Source organism: Vibrio sp. SNU_ST1 (assembly GCF_030563405.1).
Classification (GTDB): Bacteria; Pseudomonadota; Gammaproteobacteria; order Enterobacterales; family Vibrionaceae; genus Vibrio.
The window spans coordinates 472,826-492,318 of sequence record NZ_CP130749.1; the positions used below are offsets into that span (position 1 = coordinate 472,826).

17 protein-coding genes are annotated in these 19,493 nt (G+C 41.3%); 7 read left to right on the forward strand and 10 right to left on the reverse strand.

Annotated elements, in window-relative coordinates; translation table 11 throughout:
• Nucleotides 1-52 precede the first annotated feature (52 nt).
• Nucleotides 53-1,246 (forward strand): glycine C-acetyltransferase, encoded by a 1,194-nt coding sequence (locus Q5H80_RS16425; RefSeq protein ID WP_017094962.1) that lies wholly within the window; start codon nt 53-55, stop codon nt 1,244-1,246.
• Between the two features lie 109 nt (nt 1,247-1,355).
• Nucleotides 1,356-2,387 (forward strand): L-threonine 3-dehydrogenase, encoded by a 1,032-nt coding sequence (gene tdh / locus Q5H80_RS16430; protein ID WP_019825750.1) that lies wholly within the window; start codon nt 1,356-1,358, stop codon nt 2,385-2,387.
• A 165-nt stretch (nt 2,388-2,552) separates the two neighbouring features.
• Here the strand turns inward: tdh and Q5H80_RS16435 are convergent, their stop codons facing one another.
• A complete protein-coding gene (locus Q5H80_RS16435) occupies nt 2,553-3,299 on the reverse strand; it encodes a helix-turn-helix transcriptional regulator (protein ID WP_304570485.1) in 747 nt (248 codons plus the stop codon).
• A complete protein-coding gene (locus tag Q5H80_RS16440) occupies nt 3,292-4,038 on the reverse strand; it encodes an EAL domain-containing protein (protein ID WP_304570486.1) in 747 nt (248 codons plus the stop codon). Before Q5H80_RS16440 ends, Q5H80_RS16435 begins: the two co-directional genes overlap by 8 nt.
• Before the next feature lie 412 nt (nt 4,039-4,450).
• Here Q5H80_RS16440 and Q5H80_RS16445 point away from each other — a divergent pair, with 412 nt between their 5' ends.
• The gene (locus tag Q5H80_RS16445) at nt 4,451-5,047 is read left to right on the forward strand and encodes a response regulator transcription factor (protein WP_304570487.1); all 597 of its coding nucleotides are present in this window, start codon (nt 4,451-4,453) and stop codon (nt 5,045-5,047) included.
• Nucleotides 5,048-5,549: 502 nt separating this feature from the next.
• Here Q5H80_RS16445 and Q5H80_RS16450 read toward each other — a convergent pair.
• From Q5H80_RS16450 to Q5H80_RS16460, 3 genes are all read right to left on the reverse strand, one after another.
• Nucleotides 5,550-6,773, reverse strand: coding sequence for a DUF819 domain-containing protein (locus tag Q5H80_RS16450; RefSeq protein ID WP_304570489.1), 1,224 nt, complete (start codon nt 6,771-6,773; stop codon nt 5,550-5,552).
• Between the two features lie 531 nt (nt 6,774-7,304).
• Nucleotides 7,305-9,230, reverse strand: coding sequence for a monovalent cation:proton antiporter-2 (CPA2) family protein (locus tag Q5H80_RS16455; protein WP_304570491.1), 1,926 nt, complete (start codon nt 9,228-9,230; stop codon nt 7,305-7,307).
• A gap of 3 nt (nt 9,231-9,233) precedes the next feature.
• Nucleotides 9,234-9,848, reverse strand: a complete 615-nt coding sequence (locus Q5H80_RS16460; RefSeq protein WP_304570492.1) for an NAD(P)H-dependent oxidoreductase — start codon at nt 9,846-9,848, stop codon at nt 9,234-9,236.
• Between the two features lie 304 nt (nt 9,849-10,152).
• On the opposite strand from Q5H80_RS16460, the gene Q5H80_RS16465 reads away from it, so the two are divergent.
• Nucleotides 10,153-11,229, forward strand: coding sequence for a low specificity L-threonine aldolase (locus Q5H80_RS16465; RefSeq protein WP_304570493.1), 1,077 nt, complete (start codon nt 10,153-10,155; stop codon nt 11,227-11,229).
• Between the two features lie 67 nt (nt 11,230-11,296).
• Here the strand turns inward: Q5H80_RS16465 and Q5H80_RS16470 are convergent, their stop codons facing one another.
• On the reverse strand, nt 11,297-11,422 hold the full coding sequence (locus Q5H80_RS16470; protein WP_017060906.1) for a hypothetical protein: 126 nt from the start codon (nt 11,420-11,422) through the stop codon (nt 11,297-11,299).
• Nucleotides 11,423-11,667: 245 nt separating this feature from the next.
• Here Q5H80_RS16470 and Q5H80_RS16475 point away from each other — a divergent pair, with 245 nt between their 5' ends.
• Complete coding sequence (locus Q5H80_RS16475; protein WP_017075771.1) at nt 11,668-12,102, forward strand: YccF domain-containing protein; 435 nt, start codon at nt 11,668-11,670, stop codon at nt 12,100-12,102.
• Nucleotides 12,103-12,267: 165 nt separating this feature from the next.
• Here the strand turns inward: Q5H80_RS16475 and Q5H80_RS16480 are convergent, their stop codons facing one another.
• From Q5H80_RS16480 to Q5H80_RS16490, 3 genes are all read right to left on the reverse strand, one after another.
• Nucleotides 12,268-13,191 (reverse strand): hypothetical protein, encoded by a 924-nt coding sequence (locus Q5H80_RS16480; protein WP_304570494.1) that lies wholly within the window; start codon nt 13,189-13,191, stop codon nt 12,268-12,270.
• A gap of 236 nt (nt 13,192-13,427) precedes the next feature.
• Nucleotides 13,428-14,576 (reverse strand): L-threonine dehydrogenase, encoded by a 1,149-nt coding sequence (yiaY, locus tag Q5H80_RS16485; RefSeq protein WP_172379209.1) that lies wholly within the window; start codon nt 14,574-14,576, stop codon nt 13,428-13,430.
• 239 nt (nt 14,577-14,815) lie between these two features.
• The gene (locus tag Q5H80_RS16490; RefSeq protein ID WP_304570495.1) at nt 14,816-15,001 is read right to left on the reverse strand and encodes a hypothetical protein; all 186 of its coding nucleotides are present in this window, start codon (nt 14,999-15,001) and stop codon (nt 14,816-14,818) included.
• A gap of 478 nt (nt 15,002-15,479) precedes the next feature.
• Here Q5H80_RS16490 and yjjG point away from each other — a divergent pair, with 478 nt between their 5' ends.
• Both yjjG and yddG read left to right on the forward strand, forming a co-directional pair.
• Nucleotides 15,480-16,154, forward strand: a complete 675-nt coding sequence (yjjG, locus tag Q5H80_RS16495; RefSeq protein WP_017098476.1) for a pyrimidine 5'-nucleotidase — start codon at nt 15,480-15,482, stop codon at nt 16,152-16,154.
• Nucleotides 16,155-16,327: 173 nt separating this feature from the next.
• Nucleotides 16,328-17,257, forward strand: coding sequence for an aromatic amino acid DMT transporter YddG (gene yddG, locus Q5H80_RS16500; RefSeq protein ID WP_304570496.1), 930 nt, complete (start codon nt 16,328-16,330; stop codon nt 17,255-17,257).
• Nucleotides 17,258-17,302: 45 nt separating this feature from the next.
• Here the strand turns inward: yddG and Q5H80_RS16505 are convergent, their stop codons facing one another.
• Nucleotides 17,303-19,414 (reverse strand): diguanylate cyclase, encoded by a 2,112-nt coding sequence (locus Q5H80_RS16505; protein ID WP_304570497.1) that lies wholly within the window; start codon nt 19,412-19,414, stop codon nt 17,303-17,305.
• Between the last annotated feature and the right edge of the window lie 79 nt (nt 19,415-19,493).

The window sequence follows — 19,493 nt, forward strand, 5'->3', positions numbered from 1 at the left end:
TACATAATGCGGCGCGCGATGCTGCTGAATAATAATTAGGAAGGAATAGACAATGTCTTCTGCATTTTACCAACAGATTCAAACTCAAATCGAAGAAGTTAAAGAAGAAGGTCTTTACAAGTCTGAGCGCATTATCACTTCTGCTCAAAAAGCAGCGGTTTCTATCTCGACTGGTGAAGAAGTACTAAACTTCTGTGCAAACAACTACTTAGGTCTTGCTAATCACCCTGACCTTATCGAAGCTGCTAAAGACGGTATGGATCAACACGGTTTTGGTATGGCTTCTGTTCGTTTCATCTGTGGTACTCAAGACTCTCACAAAGAACTAGAGCAAAAGCTATCTACGTTCCTTGGTAAAGAAGACACTATCCTTTACACATCTTGCTTTGATGCAAACGCTGGCCTATTCGAAACGATTTTAGGTAAAGAAGACGCAATCATTTCTGATGCTCTAAACCACGCATCTATCATTGATGGTGTTCGTCTGTGTAAAGCAATGCGCTTCCGTTACTCGAACAACAACATGGAAGAGCTAGAACAGCAACTTATCGCAGCTAAAGAAGCGGGTGCTCGTCATACGCTTATCGTAACTGACGGTGTGTTCTCAATGGACGGCGTTGTGGCTAACCTTCCTGCTATCTGTGACCTTGCTGATAAGTACGGCGCACTAGTAATGGTTGATGACTCTCACGCAGTAGGCTTCATGGGTGAAAACGGCGCGGGTACTCACGAGTTCCACAACGTTGTTGACCGTATCGACATCATCACAGGTACGCTTGGTAAAGCAATGGGTGGCGCTTCAGGCGGTTACACTTCTGGTAAGAAAGAAGTGATCGACTGGTTACGTCAGCGCTCTCGTCCATACCTATTCTCTAACTCTGTTGCACCTGCAATCGTATCTGCGTCTATCCGTGTTCTAGATCTTCTAGCGGAATCTGGCGACCTACGCACTCAACTATGGGAAAACTCTGCTCACTTCCGTACTCGTATGGAAGCAGCTGGTTTCACTATGGGTGGTGCTGATCACGCTATCATCCCAATCATGCTTGGTGATGCAAAAGTAGCGGCTGAATTCGCAGAACGTGCACTAGAGAAAGGCATCTACGTTGTCGGTTTCTCTTTCCCAGTAGTACCAAAAGGCCAAGCTCGTATCCGTACGCAAATGTCTGCTGCACACTCTCGTGAGCAATTGGATCGCGCAATTGATGCGTTCATCCAAGTTGGTAAAGACATGGCTATCATCTAATTTTAAAGGGGTGCCTGTGCATCCTTTGATTAGATAGAACAACACCCAATAGAACATATAGATTTTTGATTCTCGCCTTGTAGTAAGGCGAGATGAACTGGATAACATTATGAAAATTAAAGCACTTTCTAAACTTAAGCCTGAAGAAGGCATTTGGATGACCGAGGTTGAAAAACCTGAAATGGGTCATAATGATCTTCTTATCCGTATTAAGAAAACCGCAATTTGTGGTACTGATGTACATATCTACAACTGGGATGAGTGGTCACAAAACACAATTCCAGTACCTATGGTAGTAGGTCACGAATACGTGGGTGAAGTTGTTGGCATCGGCCAAGAAGTTCGTGGTTTTGAAATCGGCGACCGTGTATCTGGCGAAGGTCACATCACATGTGGTCACTGTCGTAACTGTCGTGGCGGCCGTACTCACCTTTGTCGTAACACAACAGGTGTTGGTGTTAACCGCACTGGTGCGTTCTCTGAGTTCCTTGTGATCCCTGCGTTCAACGCATTTAAGATCCCTGCAGAAATTTCTGACGATCTAGCATCAATCTTTGACCCGTTCGGTAACGCAGTACACACAGCGCTTTCTTTCGACCTAGTAGGCGAAGACGTGCTAATCACTGGTGCTGGTCCAATCGGTATCATGGCTGCTGCTGTTGCTAAACACGTTGGTGCTCGTCACGTTGTAATCACTGACGTAAACGAATACCGCCTAGACCTTGCTCGTCAAATGGGTGTCACTCGCGCAGTAAACGTAATGGAAGAGAAGCTTGAAGACGTAATGTCTGAGCTTGGCATGACTGAAGGTTTCGATGTAGGCCTAGAAATGTCAGGTAACCCATCTGCGTTCAACAGCATGCTGACTAACATGAACCACGGCGGTAAGATCTCTCTACTAGGCATTCCACCATCAGACATGGCAGTAGATTGGAACCAAGTAATCTTCAAGGGCTTGGTTATCAAAGGTATCTACGGTCGTGAGATGTTCGAAACTTGGTACAAGATGGCTTCACTAATCCAATCTGGCCTAGATCTAACACCAATCATTACTCACCACTACAAAGTGGACGACTTCCAGAAAGGCTTCGACATGATGCGCTCTGGTATGTCTGGTAAGGTAATCCTAGATTGGGAATAAGCTTTAACTGAGTAACAATATATTAGAAAGGCGACAGTTTTCACTGTCGCCTTTTTTGTATCTTAGAGTATAAACTGCGGCCAAATATCGATAATTTAGTTCTCGATAACGGTAGTAAATTAGATGAACTCAAGCAAACAAGTTGTGGTAACTATAAACAGTCCATTATAAAAGTCTTCTTCGAAATATTTCTTTAGTTTTATGATAACTCATTGTATTTACAAACTCTCTTGGTGATCTTCCATAAGTATGTTTGAATTTTTTACAAAAATATGATGAACTAGAAAATCCGGTTAGATAAGCTACCTGTTTTACCGTGTATTTTTTTTGTAGTAAAAAACAAGCTGCCTTATCCATTCTAGCTGAGAGAATAATATCTGACAAAGTCGTTTTCTCTCGGGACAGCTTTCTTGTAAGTGCAGCTCTTGATAGGTAAACCTGCTTGCATACTTCTTCTACAGTCCAACTGTGCTGGATGTTTTTTGATATTAATATGTATATATATTTGGATAAAGATGTTTTCTTCCCTGTATTATTACTCTTGAAATTTCTCTGGGCATCTCTATTTATTAAATTGGATAAAAATCGAGTGTAAGTTAGATTTTCTTTTTTTATTTGAAATAATGACTCAATATAAGGCAGCATTTTTTCATATATATAATCATCGTAGTCGATATGACATCTTACTAAATGTAATGAGAAGCTTTCAGTAAGTACATGTTTTATAGAGAAGTTTATTAATACATTTTTAGGTAGATTAAGTAAAGCCTCACCATCAATGACGATCACATTCCCAGGGTAAGAAATAGCTCCAAAAAAACCACTAAGTTTAATTATGTGTTTTGAATTTGAAAGAAAATGGCCAGATTTTTTTTGTTTTAAATCTATATGTATTCGTTTTATGTTAAACATGTTGGATTTTTTTAGTAACTTGAAGTTTCTTACTAAGTTGTTTCAAATTCATTGGGTATGAATAAAAATAGCCTTGGACTAGAGTGTTTAGTTTTTTTACAATATCATGCTGACAAGCGGTTTCTACCCCCTCTAAGATTAACCCTTTTTTAGAATAAGGAGATATGACACTTAAAAGATAAGTTAGTGACTTACTATCTTCATAATTATGATAAAGGAATAGTTTATCTATTTTTATGTAGTCCCAATCAATGAATCCTAACGAAAGGTTAGCCTCATTATTTTTGTGGTAATAATCATCTAATAAGAGCTCTATACCATAACGCTTTAAAAATATTATATTAGCCTGTAATTGGCGACAATTTACATCAGTATTTAGTTCGGTTACTTCTATGTTAAAAACTACATCCTTTATACCTACTATATTACATAAGAACGCTGTGTCTTTTAAACATGAGAGCGTGAGATTGATCGTTACAGGTGTGTTTATCTTGTTAGCTCCACAGAATTTTATTTGTGCTAGGGCGACAATTTTTATAAAGTCATCGTCCATGTCAGGAAAAAAAGTTTCACTTTGGTATATTTCACCTGAATCATTCAAGACTCTTGACAATACCTCAAGATATTTTACTTCTTTGTTTTTTAATTCAATTATAGGTTGAAATAAAAACTCTAATTTCACAAACGTATTTTTACTGTGAACCGTTATACCGTTATCATTGTAGCTCAAGTTGTACATATTATACCTCCGTGAATAAATTTCCTAAAATAAGCTATGTACGCTTTCTCATGTCTATATTTTGCACTTTGTAGAGTGCTAAGTGGAAAAGGTGAATATACCTTTAATCATCAAATTATTGACAATAATTCCTTTAATACTAGATAGGAAGCAAAAAATAAAATAGAAAAGATCAGCCCCAAAATAAGGGCGTATTTTAATAGCATGGATTTAAGCCTCTCATCTAATTTTTAAGTGACTGACAGAGCGAAATTTAACAACATAATTTAAACTCATGCAATGTGATCGAGAGTAGTATATATTCTACGTGTGAGGCTATGTAGTACATACTCTACTTGTGGAATATAATATAATATAATGGTGATAGACTGACTTTATATTTAATAATTAGGCGACTCAATAGAGTGATGATATGAATTTTATAGTTGTAGATGACCACCCAATAATTACTAGTATGATAAGGAGTTCTTTGAAGTATAGGTTCTCAATGAATTTCTATGAAGCAGAAAATGGTTTGGAAGCAACTAACCTAATTAAATCAATGAAATCAACGTTTACATTAGTAATATTGGATTTAGATACACCTATTTTATCTGGGTTCGAAGTGCTAGAATTACACCCGCCGACTAGTAAGTTAAAATATATAATTTTCAGCTCCTTGATTACCCCAGAGATCGAGAAATCACTTTACTCTAAATATGGTCTATTGGAAATTCATAATAAATCCCTATCAGGGATTAAAGATCTGATTGAGTCAATATCTAATATAATTTCAGACTTCAATTCTTCAGGTAACTCGTTAATATCAGTTAATACACTGTCTAGCCGAGAGAAAACAATTATAGAAATGATTGGTAGTGGTATTTCAAATAAAAGAATCGCATTAGAGTTAGGGTTAGAGGAAACAACCGTTAGTACATACAAACGAAGGGCTATGGTTAAGTTAGGGTTAAAATCTTCAAAGGAGATTTATTTTTTTTGTAAAGAGAACTTTTCTTATACGTCGTAAATTTATCTCCTTTCAGATAGCTATACAATCTTGGGTGTATCGCGGAGTACGGCGTTGTTGATCAAATCATCCCAAACCGATTCGGGGCATTTTTGTTTTCTATAGATGACGACTTATCGAGTTTGTTTTGGACTTGTTTTCTTTTATTCCTATATGCAACCGAAAACTGATGGTCGAAGATTTATCTGTCGTGCCTGATTTTACATTGAGTTTTAATATCAGCCCTGTGGTGGAAAACAAACTGGCGTCTTTGTTTGAAATTTGTGTTGTTATTAATCATAGGTTAAAACAAGTATAGAAAATTATCAAAAACACAGATTAATGCTGGCTTCCCTGAGCAAAGGGCACGACTTCTGGCGAGAACGCTTAATGATTCAATAAATGAAATAGATCCGGTTTCTCGCCTTTATGGAGCACATAAAAAGTAAAGCGAATAAAAAATCCGCTACTGACGAACCAGTAGCGGATTTTCATATCCAACGGATTGTTGACGTTATGCGTATTAACCCGCAGCAACCTGCATAATCAGACCACAGATGTAAGCGCCGTATGTACCGAGTGCATAGCCAAGTACCGCCATAAGGATACCTACTGGTGCCAAAGCTGGGTGGAATGCCGCTGCTACGATAGGAGCCGATGCTGCGCCGCCTACGTTAGCTTGGCTACCTACAGCCATGAAGAACAATGGTGCACGTATTAGCTTTGCCATCACAATCATTAGAATGGCATGGATAGTTAACCATGTGATACCAATGAAGAAGTAACCTGGGTTGTCTAGGATAGCCGTCACATCCATTTGCATACCGATGGTTGCCACTAGGATGTAGATGAACGCTGAGCCCACTTTCGATGCGCCACTGTGCTCAAGGCTACGTGTTGATTTGAAGCATGAAGCGATAAGCGCGAACGTTGTCACCATTACAATCAACCAGAAGAAACCAGACGTTAGGCTGTATTTCGAAAGCTCTGGAGCGTTGGTTGAGATCCACGGTGCAATCATGTCACTGAATAAGTGAGCCAAACCTGTTAAACCAAAAGCAATTGCTGTGATCTTCATGAGATCGGTTGTCGTTGTTGGGCGAGCGTTCTCTTCTTGGTATTTAGAAACTGTCTCTTTTAGCTCTTCGATAGATGATGTGTCTGCTTTTAACCATGCGTCAATCTTCTTCTGACGACCTGCCATGATAAGTAACACGGCCATCCAAATGTTGGCACAGATAACATCAACGGTAATCATTGCAGAGAAGAGTTGGTCATCAACCTCAAACACTTCTTTCATTGCTGCTTGGTTCGCACCGCCGCCAATCCAAGAACCTGCAACGGTTGTTAGGCCGCGCCATACGTCGCCAGATACAAGGTCAGGGTTAACTTGGTCGATAATTAGAATCGCTAAAGGCCCACCAATGATGATGCCGACAGTACCGGTTAGGAACATGATGACGGCTTTTGAGCCAAGGCCGAAGATTTTACGTAGATCTGCTGAGATGATCAGTAGAACGAGTGCGCTTGGTAATAGGTAACGACTTGCAACGAAGTACAGCTTAGAGTTTGATGCGTCGATAATGCCTAAACTGTTTAATAGAGAAGGAACAAAGTAACAGAGCAATAGACCCGGAACGAACGAGTAGAATTTTTTCAGTGCGCTATTTTGGCTACTTTCCGTGATAAAAACACCGCCAAGAATAACAGCTAACATGCCCATTATTACAGCATCATTAGTAATCATTATTATATCTCCTTTAAGGTGAGCGCAAAGGTCTCACTTTTTGAATTGCAGGACTATACCGATAACTTTTATTAGTTACAAATTGTAACTAAAGACATACTTTGAAATGTTTATGTTAATTCTAATGGGTTGAGTTTGTGAATGTGGCGCATTATTTATTTGTTTGATGAATGGTTTGGGCGGGGCTTGTGCCGTGTGTTTGGATATATGCAATGTAACTCAAGCGTTAGAGGATGGTCGATACGAATTGGGTCGATGCTAGAATTGTTGGAATGAGTGCATATATAGCCATGTTTGAGGTGTGGTTTATGCAAGATTGGAATGTTTCAATAATGTAAAAAGATAACTTACTTTTGCTATGTGGTCAGAAATTAAAAATTTTAGATAGATCACATAAATCTGCCGGATTACGAATTCTAGCACCTACTCTCGTGCTCATTTGACGTTTTGTAGGGGCTGAATGAAAGAAAAAGCGGCTTAATCGCCGCTTTTTGATAGATGCTTATCTAGTGTTGTTATTTAGAGTACTGTTTAGGACTCCTCTTCCTCAAAGCCGTCGGCATAGCCCTTCGGCGGTGGTGTCCAACCACGTTCAGAGTGAGAGTGCTTATCTGAGCGGTCTTTTTTCATATCTTCTTTCATCGCTTCTTCTAGATGAATAAAGATTTGTCGGTAGTTGTTGTCGTAGCGTGGGTTCTCTTCCGCTTCAGACCAAGCTTGGAAAAGCTTTTCAGACTTACGGCTTTCAACACGCTGATACGTTGATTTTTGCTGCTCAACGAAAAATGGGTGGTGGCCTAAAGAGCGCAAGGCTTCTGCGCCCATTTCGAGTGCTGAGTGGTAGGTTTCTGATTCTACAAAATCTGCCCCCGCTTCTCTTAGGCGATAGCTGTGACCACGGTCGAATGCGCGGGCTAAGATCTTCACATCAGGGTAGGTGTGTTTAACGTACTTAACCAATTCAACGCTTGAGTCTTGGTTATCGATAGCTACAACTAACATCGCTGCTTCTTCGATACCTGCGGTATGTAATAAGTCGTGACGAGTCGCATCACCAAAGTAAGACTTAATATTGATTGAGCGTAGTAAATCTACTTGGTTGGCCTGATGATCCAGTACCACCGTATTGACATCATTTGACACCAACAAGCGGTTAACGATTTGACCGAATCGGCCAATACCCGCAATGATAACGGTACCTTTCTCTTCGATAGTATCGGCTTCTCGGTCGTTAGATTTTTGTTCGTAACGAGGTAAAATGACCTTATCAAATAAAATGAACAGACCTGGTGTTAGGAACATTGAAAGGGCAACAACTAGCGACAGAGTTTGGACTATATCAGCAGGTAATACGTGGTTTTGAGCCGAGAAACTCAAGAGTACAAAACCAAATTCACCGGCTTGCGCTAAGCTCAACGTGAACAACCATCGGTCGCTATTTTTTATTTTAAAGATCAGCGCCAGTGTAAACAGTACCAAGGCTTTAAGTGCCATGACGCCCAGTGTTAAACCAATGATTAAACCAAAGTCGTTGAATAGAACATCAAAGTTGATGCCCGCACCAACGGTAATAAAGAACAAGCCGAGTAGCAGCCCTTTAAACGGGTCGATATTAGACTCAAGTTCGTGGCGAAATTCACTGTTAGCCAATACCACACCCGCAAGGAAGGTACCCAAAGCCGGTGATAGGCCGACTAGGCTCATCAGTGCAGCAATACCAATGACCAACATCAGTGCCGTTGCTGTAAAGATCTCACGCAGACCTGAGCTTGCCACAAAGCGGAATAGTGGACGACTTAAGAAGTGCCCACCGACAACAACAATCGCAATAGATGCCGTGATCACAAGGCCATAAGCCCAACCGGGTAGGCCAGCAACGAGACTTAATTCTTCATGGTGATCAGAAGCCGAAACGACCGCGCTTTGTGCAGCTTCGATTAATTCTGGCAACGCCAATAGAGGGATAAACGCCAACATAGGGATGACGGCAATATCTTGAAACAGTAAGACCGAGAAAGCGTTCTTGCCGCCTTCTGTTTTGGACAACCCTTTTTCATTGAATGTTTGTAGAACAATCGCGGTTGATGACAGTGCAAAGATCAAACCGATGGTAAGCGCGATCGTCCAGGGCTGCCCGAAGAATAGGGCAATACCCATAACAATCGCAGTGGTGCCACCAACTTGCAACCCTCCAAGACCCATAAGTCGGTTTCTCATTGCCCAAAGCATTTTCGGTTCAAGTTCAAGCCCGACTAAGAACAGCATCATGACCACACCGAATTCAGCAAAGTGTTGAATGGTTGTAGTCTCTTCGCCAACTAAGCCAATAATTGGACCAATCACTACACCGGCAATCAGGTAACCGAGCACAGAACCGAGGCCAAGTCTCTTGGCGATAGGGACAGCGATGACTGCCGCGAGCAAATAGATAAATGCTTGTAGAAAATATCCTGTCATGATCTAACCTCTGCTCATCATTTCATCAACGTAGTGATTTAGCTTGTCAGCCTTGCTTGCTTTTTTAAGGTCGACTTCGCCAGCAACAAAAGCTTCTAAAAGCACTTTATAGCTATTTACGTGATCTTGAATTCGATTTTCTTCCAACGCAGTACGTGAACCAAACAAAGCCAATGGGGCCAAGTAGTTCATGCCGCACAAAGAAGCGGTTTGTTCGATTGGGTGAAGCAGCTCTCGTATGGTGAAATGGTTATAGCCATCAGTTTGATAAGCATCTTTCTTGCCGCCAGCGGTGATACTGCATAACAAGCTTTTACCTTGCAGTTCATTACCGTCGGTGCCGTAGGCAAATCCGTATTCTAGAACAAGGTCTTGCCACTCTTTAAGAATCGCGGGTGTTGAGTACCAATATAGTGGGAATTGAAAAATGATAATGTCATGGTCCAACAGGCGTTTCTGTTCACGATCGATATTGATCTTGAAGGTCGGGTATTCAGCATAAAGGTCGACACAGGTGACGCCTTCAATACGCTTGGCTTGCTCAAATAAGGGTTTATTAGCTTCAGAGCGATGCTGAGAAGGGTGGGCGAATAGCACCAAGACTCGATTTTTCGACATATAGCCCTCTTTGTCCATTAACGAATAATATTTATTGGAATTATAGATATACAATAATAGAAGAATGGTTGAACAACAACGAATTAGCCCATACTTCTCTATTTAGATGCGTGTGTTTTTCGGTGCTTAATTATATAAAGCATCAATCAATTTGAGTATTTCCGACACAAGGTGCTGATGACTGAGTAAAACTTATTATTCACGAATAGTAAAAGCGAATATGGGCATTTTATGCCACCTTTGGCGGGGTACGTAAATAATTCAATAACCCTACATAGAACAACAATGAATAAAGGAAAAAACTATGAGCATGGACTTGCGTCAACAATGTGATTTGTTGCTTTCTGGTCACTTAGAACCGACTCCAGCACAAACATTCGCTCAGATGGCTGAATGGTGTGAAACACATAATGTGAGCCATGATAGCTATGGTGATGGTGAGTTTATCGAGAGCTTTGAGAACAAGGTTGCAGAGCTGCTTGGTTATGAAGCCGCTGTGTTTGTGATTACCGGAACCATGAACCAACCAACAGCATTGGAAATTGCGTGCCAAGAGAAAAGAAATCCTGTGGTGGCGATGCATGAGTCGAGTCATATTATACGTCATGAACGCCAAGGGTATCAGCTCCAAAACCGCTTCAACGTACTGCCTGTTGGCAACGTATTTCGCACTTGGAATGTTGATGACTTAAAGGCGTGGCCTGATGAGATTGCCGCTGCTTTGTATGAACTGCCTATGCGTGAAATTGGCGGTCAATTACCTGAATGGGAAGAGCTTGAAGCCATCAAACAGTACTGCAAAGAACAATCGATTCATCTGCATATGGATGGTGCTCGTTTGTGGGAGTGCGGCGCGTATTATCAAAAGCCATATAGCGAGATTGCTAAGGGGTTCGATACGGCTTATGTTTCGCTGTACAAAGGATTAAACGGTCTTGGGGGGTCACTCCTATTAGGTGACAAGGCTTTCGTAGCAAAAGCATCGGCATGGATGAAGCGTCAGGGCGGAAATGTTTATCATCGCACGCCTTACGTGGTTTCGGCAGCAATGCAGTTTGATGAGCGATTAGCTTTGATGCCATCACTGTTTGAGCGAACAAAGCAGATCTATCAAATCTTACAAGATTACCCGCAGTTCAAAGTGAATCCGCAGCAACCCCAGGTAAACATGCTTCACCTCTATTTACCCGTGAGTTTTGAGGATGGCATCATCCTGCGCGACAATATAGCTAATAAGCACAAGGTTTGGATAGGAAACCCAGCGTTTTGCGAGTTGCCAAACCAATGTAAGATTGAGTGGTATGTTGGTGATAACTTATTAAAGTTGCCAGATCATGAGTTGATCGATGTACTGGATTTTATTGCAGAGGAACTGATTTAATTCGAACTGAAATGGATATAGGAAAGAGGTCCAGTATCCATTTATTCAGCTAGGACAACAGGGTTGGTTACATATACTGATTGATGTATACGTCGACCAAAAACATGAATACAGGCACCGTGCTGAGAAGTCCGAAGAAGACGATTGGCACCCAGTTTTTCATTTTCTTTTTAGGTTGCTCAGTGTTGTTCATAAATTCGGCCTTCATTAGTTGTTGTAGCTGTTTAGCTTCGTGGTACTAAAATCTAAGAGCATGGTATCAAATAAAATCGATGAGCCCTATGCGGATTTGGCGTTTCGTGGTGTGTATCAATCACATTAAATGTAAGTGATTCATAAAAGGTTCATAAAGACTCAATAATAATGAACCTATTAGAACAAGTATTGCCTTATTCGGCATATGAAATTAACAGCATTCAAAGATTTGGAGAAGACAACATGAGAACAATAGGAAACATCATTTGGTTTCTGTTTGGTGGCGTATTTATGGGACTGGCTTGGTGGTTCTTCGGACTGCTCGCATTCCTCACCATCGTTGGTATCCCATGGGGTAGAGCGTGTTTTGTAATGGGTAATTTTTCATTCTTCCCATTCGGTCAAGAAGCGATTTCACGTGATGAATTGACGAATGAAACAGACATCGGTACCAGCCCACTAGGTATGATTGGTAACATCATTTGGTTCTTATTTGCAGGAATCTGGTTGGCGATTGGTCACATCATGTCAGCAGTGGCGTGTTTCATTACTATCATTGGTATTCCGTTTGCGATTCAGCATCTTAAGCTAGCGGTTATCTCATTGGCGCCAATCGGCAAAACGGTTGTCGACAAGCGTGAAGCAGAAGCGGCACGAGTAAGAAACTACAAAGGTTAAGGCTACAGCTTAAGCCTTAGTTAGAACTGAAAAAGCACATCACATGATGTGCTTTTTTTGTGCCTCGGTTCCTATCTCACTATGCCCGCATCTCACAAACACTAACTAGACGCTAGTGGGCTAGACACTGTTTAACTAGATATTATTTAGCTAGATATTGTTTAATTAAACATTGTTGAACAGAACTTCAAGTCGAAGAGTGATGTTGGCTTCTTCGGTATGTTTCTCATAGGGATTTCGTTCCCATTGATAGCGCGGAATCAGTTCGTAGAATAGCCACTCTTTCCAAATGTTTTCTCGGTAGGTTATCGACACCTGTGAATATTCGTAGTGGTTATACGGTTCGCTGGTTGCTGTGATTGTGGCGCTGTATTGCAGAGCTTGGTCTTGAGAAAGGTAGTGATACAAAGTTAGCCCTGTACCGTAGTCCCAGCCTTTAAGGTCGTCGTTATAACCTGCAAAGTTCGACCATCGTGCTAAGAAGTCATCACTCAAAGAAAGATCAAAATCGATATCGGTGATCTCGCCAGTTTCTTGCTTTTCTTGATACACACGTTGAGTCAGTCTGAATACAGCATCGGTGGTGAGAGGGTAGGTAAATCGGTAGCGAGCTTCAATCCGCGGGCGCAGTGTCGCTTTAATATTGAAACTGCTATAGCCTTTGGCATACGCGTCGTAACGCAGACCAAGTGCACTCTCCAATTCTTCCGAATCTTGTGGAAAGAAATCAAAGAACTCTTCATCGCTGACAGATTCGTAGATTAATTTTAGGCGCTTACTCGCAAAGGGAAGATGTAAGCGTGCATTGAGTTTTGTTGAGTAGTCGACGTCACCACCTTCTGAGTAAATAAAATCGTTATACCAACGGACAGAGGTGCCCGCTCGAGCATCTTCGGTAATGCGATCATCAACAAAAAAGCTGTCAAACCACAGAGCGGGTTGGCAAAATTTACTGTTGAGGAAGTGGTAGGCGTTTTCGACAGGGGCGTCTTCTAAAGGCTGACTGTGGCACTCATTTCGTTCCTCTGCCTGAGCGGAGTAGGCGAAGAGTGACGCCAATAATGAGGTGTTAACTTTCCAACGACTCAATGGAACCTATATGTCATTCTATATATTCATAGTTTGACTATAACTAAGCGAACGCAACAATGCGACTTTTTAGTGGTGAGTAGCTAGTGATTCGTCGCTCTTAGCTTGTGTGAAGATAAAGAATTGAAAGGGGCAGACAGATAAAAGAAAACGGGCCAGAAGGTGAACCCGTTTGTGTTAGCTATTTGTTTTTAGCAAGAGCCGCGTGTTTCTAGCTCGAATAACTTGTATCTAGATTACATAGCCGCTTCGAAGATCGCTGAGATTTCTTCATGAGTTGCTTGTTTAGGGTTAGTGAAACCACAAGCATCTTTTAGTGCGTTGTCAGACAGAGTCGGGATGTCTTCCAATTTAGCACCAAGTTGAGCAATACCCGTTGGGATGTTCACGTCGTTTGCTAGTTGAACAATCGCATTGATAGCTGCTTCTGCGCCTTGCTCTGCTGTCATACCTTCAACATTCACACCCATTGCTTTTGCAACATCACGTAGACGCTCAGGACAAACTTGCGCGTTGTAGCGTTGAACGTGTGGAAGCAAGATAGCGTTACATACACCGTGTGGAAGGTCGTAGAAACCGCCCAGTTGGTGCGCCATTGCGTGAACATAGCCAAGAGAAGCGTTGTTGAATGCCATACCCGCCATGAACTGTGCGTAAGCCATTTGCTCGCGAGCTTCAATGTCTTCGCCGTGCGATACTGCTGTTCTTAGATGTGCTTGCACAAGTTCGATTGCTTTAATCGCTACAGCGTCGGTAATTGGCGTTGCTGCGATAGAAACGTAAGCTTCGATTGCGTGCGTTAATGCATCCATGCCAGTTGCAGCAGTTAATGAGGCAGGTTTAGCTAGCATTAATTCAGGGTCGTTTACTGAGATAAGCGGTGTTGTGTGCTTATCAACGATAGCCATTTTAATGTGACGAGCTTCGTCAGTAATGATACAGAAACGTGTCATTTCAGATGCCGTACCAGCCGTGGTGTTGATAGCAATCAATGGCATCATTGGCTTTTCAGATTGGTCTACGCCTTCGTAATCTGCAATCTTGCCGCCGTTAGAAGCAACCAGAGCGATGCCTTTTGCACAGTCGTGTGGAGAACCGCCACCTAGAGAAACAACAAAGTCACAATCGTTGTCAGTCAGCAATTCTAGACCATCGTTCACGTTAGTGATGGTTGGGTTTGGTTGAGTGCCGTCGAATACAACGGCGTCTACGCCGCGCTGGCTAAGAAGGTCTTGTACCTGCTTAACTACGCCAATTTGATTCAGGATCTTATCAGTAACGATTAGACCTTTTTTGAAGCCTTGGGACTGAATGCTATCAGCAGCATCTTTCAAACAGCCAGTACCCATGAAGTTGATTGTAGGGATGTAAAATGCAGTAGACATTGGAAAACTCCGTTAATTATGATTTTTTAATTTCCTACATGTTGTCGGCAATCAAGTGGTCGACCATTGATCTGGAACAACTTTGATTTCGAACTACCACTTTATGGCTAGCTGTTGTGATGGCGCTCATATAGCAATCGTTTTTATGGTTTTCTTATGTGTTTATTGTCAGTAATGGAAAGAGAACTATTGATTGATTTAAGAACAGAATGGCGATCCATGACTATGAAAAGTAAAGGCTATTCACTCAAAATCGGTTCAAGTTCAGTTTGTGTCGATGGTTTTCGTGAGTCATCGTTAGCTTCTATTTGTGGTTGTTGAGACTCATCGGTATCTAAGGTATCTAAGGTGTCTTCTGGTTCTTCATCATAATACTTAACAAGGAATGGGGTGAGCATGACGGATGACGGTAAGAAGTGCTTCATGGTACCTCCCGGTACTTAAGTGTATTTTTAGGGCGTGTTGATTTTTCGAGCTGATTTTTGCAGCGAGTTGCTGGGTATTTATACAAGGCAGAGGCTTTGATGTGTAGCTAGCCTACATGAGAAGCCGTTAACGTAGTAGAAATGACCAGCAAACGCTGCCCGAAGGGTTCGGCTAAAAGCGTTTTACTCTTTGTTGAGGGAAATTTACTTAGAATGACTAGGCTACTTCCCCTCGCCGCGATTAAAACGCTTTTATCTCGAACAAAACTTAACCACGAAAGGTCGACACGCCCTAGTATGGTATTGGTTTAATATGTGGCAAAATTTGCGATACATCATGACTTGTTGCTTGTTTTCTATAAATTATTAGAACTATATTCAGGCTCACAAAATTGATAGTAGAATGCACATCTGGCCTTTGAGGCAACGAGAAAATAAATACAAGCACAGCTCAACCGCGCGAATAATAGGACATAAAATGAAGTACGATTGGATATTCTTTGATGCAGATGAAACCTTGTTCCACTTTGATGCTTTTCAAGGAATGAAGCTGATGTTCTCCCGTTTTGGCGTGGACTTTAGCGAACAGGATTATTCAGTTTATCAAGAGGTTAATTTGCCGTTATGGGTCGATTACCAAGATGGCCGTATTACGGCGGCACAACTGAAGCACGCGCGTTTTGAAAGCTGGGCAACAAAGTTAGAGACAACAACGGCAGCACTAAACAGTGCGTTTTTAGCCGCAATGGCAGACATTTGTTCTCTGCTTCCTGGTGCAAAAGAGTTGATGGAGTCGTTAAAAGGCAAAGTGAACATGGGCATCATCACCAATGGTTTCACAGAGCTGCAGTCAATCCGTTTGGAACGAACAGGAATGACAGACTACTTTGACCATGTGATCATTTCTGAGGAAGTCGGTGTCGCTAAACCAGACGCGGAAATTTTTGAGCATGCGCACAAGCTGATTGGATTGCCATCAAAGCAAAGAGTATTGATGGTCGGGGATAACCCACACTCTGATATTTTAGGTGGCTTGGATTTTGGTATTGAGACCTGTTGGTTGAACAGCCAAGAGAAAGCAACGCCAGCAGGAATTAACCCTCATTATCAGGTTAAATCTCTGGCTGACCTGCAAGCCCTTTTGTTGGCATAATTGCTAATTGCTAATTGCTTTTAGATTTTTGAGTGAATGATTGATAGCCGAGTACAGTTATGTGCTCGGCTACTTATTTTTACTTACTGCAACTTATCGATAGTGGTGCTGAAGCCTATCTTTGCTTTAAGCTCACTTTGATTACCCAATTACAATAAAAAGAAGGAAGAGGCGTGCTGAAATCTCATCGCCATAGCTGCTACGGTATTGCTGCCATTTTACTTTGGAGCTGCTTAATTGCATTGTCTCGTAGTGTTTCAGAACAACTGGGCCCAATTGGTGGCGCAGCCAGTCTTTATACGGTGAGCTCACTGCTGTTGGTCTGTGTTATGGGGTTACCTAAGCTGTCGCGCTTCTCTAAATCGTATTTGATGATCGGTGGTGCCTTATTCGTTTGCTACGAAATCTTCTTGGCTCTGGCTTTAGGAATGGCAAACAGCCGACATCAAGCCTTAGAGATGGCGGTTATCAACTACCTTTGGCCTGCACTGACGGTATTGTTTGCAGTATTACTCAGCGATAAAAAGATAAATTGGCTGGTGTACCCAAGTATCTTTTTGGCGTTTTTTGGTGTCGCTTGGAGTATCAGTGGCGACCAAGGCCTCTCTGTCGAACAGATTGCGGCAAATATCGCGACTAACCCTAAAACCTATTCGATGGCGTTTTTCGGTGCGATTATTTGGGCTGTTTACTGCAACTATACCCAGCGTGTCGCTAAAGGGCAGAATGCGATTGTGCTTTTCTTTATCGCTACTGCGGTCACTCTGTGGATCAAATACGCATTGAGTGATGAAACCAGCATGGTGATGACAACGAGTGCGGCGGTTGATTTAGCACTAGCTGGCGCTTGTATGGGGGCTGGCTATGCACTTTGGAACACGGCGATTCTAGGTGGCAACATGGTCTTTCTTGCTACCATGTCGTACTTCACTCCAATCTTTGCAACTGTGCTCTCTTCTCTGATTTTAGGGCTAACTCTTACTATTACGTTTTGGCAGGGCGTATGTATGGTGACGATTGGGTCACTCGCATGCTGGTGGGTAACCAGAGACAAAAAGCCGACGATTAAGGTGTCGGCTTCTAAAAACGTGTTAGTTAAATAATTCAAAGTTACTAGCCTCTCAGAAGACTAAACTTGATAGTTAGGTTTAGCCTTCAATCAATATTCCATTTCTTCCTTGGTCTTTTACTTTGTAGAGTGTTTTATCTGTTTTTTGGATCAGCTCTTCATTGGTTAGATTTAAAATATCAAAGTGTGTGAATATCGCTCCACCAACCGAAAGAGTTAAGCGATCACTGCATTTAGACTTCTTGTGGCTGATATTTAAATCATGCACACCGGATAAGAGCTGAGAAGTTTTTGCTAGCAACGCGTTTTTTGTTTCACCGGTACATAAAACTAAAAACTCATCACCGCCAAATCGGAATACCTTAAAAGATTCTGCTGAAAAATGATGTTTAAGCTGTTTTGATATGGTAACCAAAACCTCATCCCCTTTCACATGACCGTAGCAATCATTGAATTGTTTATAGTAGTCAATATCAATTAATAGTAACGCGTAGGGTTGTTCTATTTCTACAGTATCACGCCACTGTGTGATGGATTCTGCCAAGGTTAAACGGTTAAATAATTGACTGAGCGGATCTAAATTCATCAGTGTTTTGAGCGTCATTTTTTGTTCTTCAAGTTGTTTCTTTTGCTGCTTATTTTGAAGATCAATGGATAAATAAGAACCCAAATGTTTCATTAAAGATAAGTGATGTTCTTGGTATGCGTTGGGCTCAATGGATTGGACGGTAAGAACACCAAGGCGCTTACCCTCAAGAATGAGCGGCAGCATGATAACAGACGAGTAGTCTTCTTTAGTTACACCTGTTAAAGCGTGTTCACCGAGTGGTTTATTTAATAGTTTGTTCAGTGCTGCTTTTGTAAATGCACCATGACAGAAAGGTATTCTGTTATTAATGCAATATGCACTTAATGTCGCTTGTTTTGTACAGTCGACAGTGAAAGGTTCGAGTGTAACACCAAGGTCTAAATAAATTTCATAGGTCAGTTGTTGTGTGTCTTCGTTATACAAAGCTAGCCCAAGAGACTCAACTGGCATCACCTTTTTCAGATCTTCGTGAAGGCGTTGCATCATATCGGTGAGGTTTGAATGTGAACTTAAATACTCACCAAATGAAGTAATTAAATCTAAATCTGTTGTGAAAGAGTGTGCTTTCTCTAATGCGGGGCGTTCTGAGTACAGTTGATACAATTGAAAAACGGCTTCGTTATTACTCTCGGAAAGGTTCTGGAATGCTATTGACTGAAGTTCAAAGGCCTTCTCAACTATCTTAGATTGTTGGGCTTCCGTTGCTTCTTGGCGACTAAAATTAAATAGTGATGAGGCGAGTTTTTGCAGTGATGTAGCGCTGCCATATTTGTTTCCTAAAGATATAGCACGGCTTAAATATGGCTCAAGGATATCGTTTCTTTCATGCTCTATTGCACATGAACAGTAATTTTTTAAAGTTTCGATTAAGTAAAAATTGTCGCCCAGTAATTCACAGATTTCAATTGCAGTCTTAAAAGAAGAGAGTGCTTCATCAATCTGGTTGATAGATTGAAGGTGTTCTGCATAGCAACTGTGGTAAAAGTAAGTACCAATAAGACTAGGGTGTTTATTGAGTAGTTCTCGACATAAAGTGAATTTTCTTTCGGCCTCGGCTTTATTACCTAGCGTTGAATCAATGATAGCAAGATTACTTAATATTGATCTCGATGAAGCTTGAAGAGAATTTTTTTCTATTTCCCATGCGAGCTTGCAATAGTACTGAGCTTTTGAATAATCTTGGGTTTCTAAAAAAATGTAACCTAAATTATTATATATTCGAGTTAGGAGGCGTTCATTGTTAACGGCTTTTGATGCACTTGCTTTAGTGAGAGAAATAATGGCTTTTGAATAATAGCCTAATCGTATGAGAGCAACGCCAATAGAGTATTCTATGCAGAATTTAATGTCGTGAATATTGGATATTTCACTTCGATGTAGTGCTTCAGTTAGATGTTCAAAGGCTTGATGTACTTGCCCCAATTTTAATAACCGTGATCCTGTACAAAAATAATCAACGGCGCTTGGGATTGGTAGGTCATTTTCAGAGGCAAACTCTCTTATTTTAGCCTCAATCGTAAGAATACTTGCTTCATTAGGAGCTTCAACTATGTCGTTCATTTTTTCACTTAAAAAATAATTAAAGTGCTTAGAAGGGGTCATGTCACGATCACTAAAATAAGATAATCTCGTATTGTACGAAGGGGCGAACAAATTTGAAAGTAAAACTTATAATATAAAA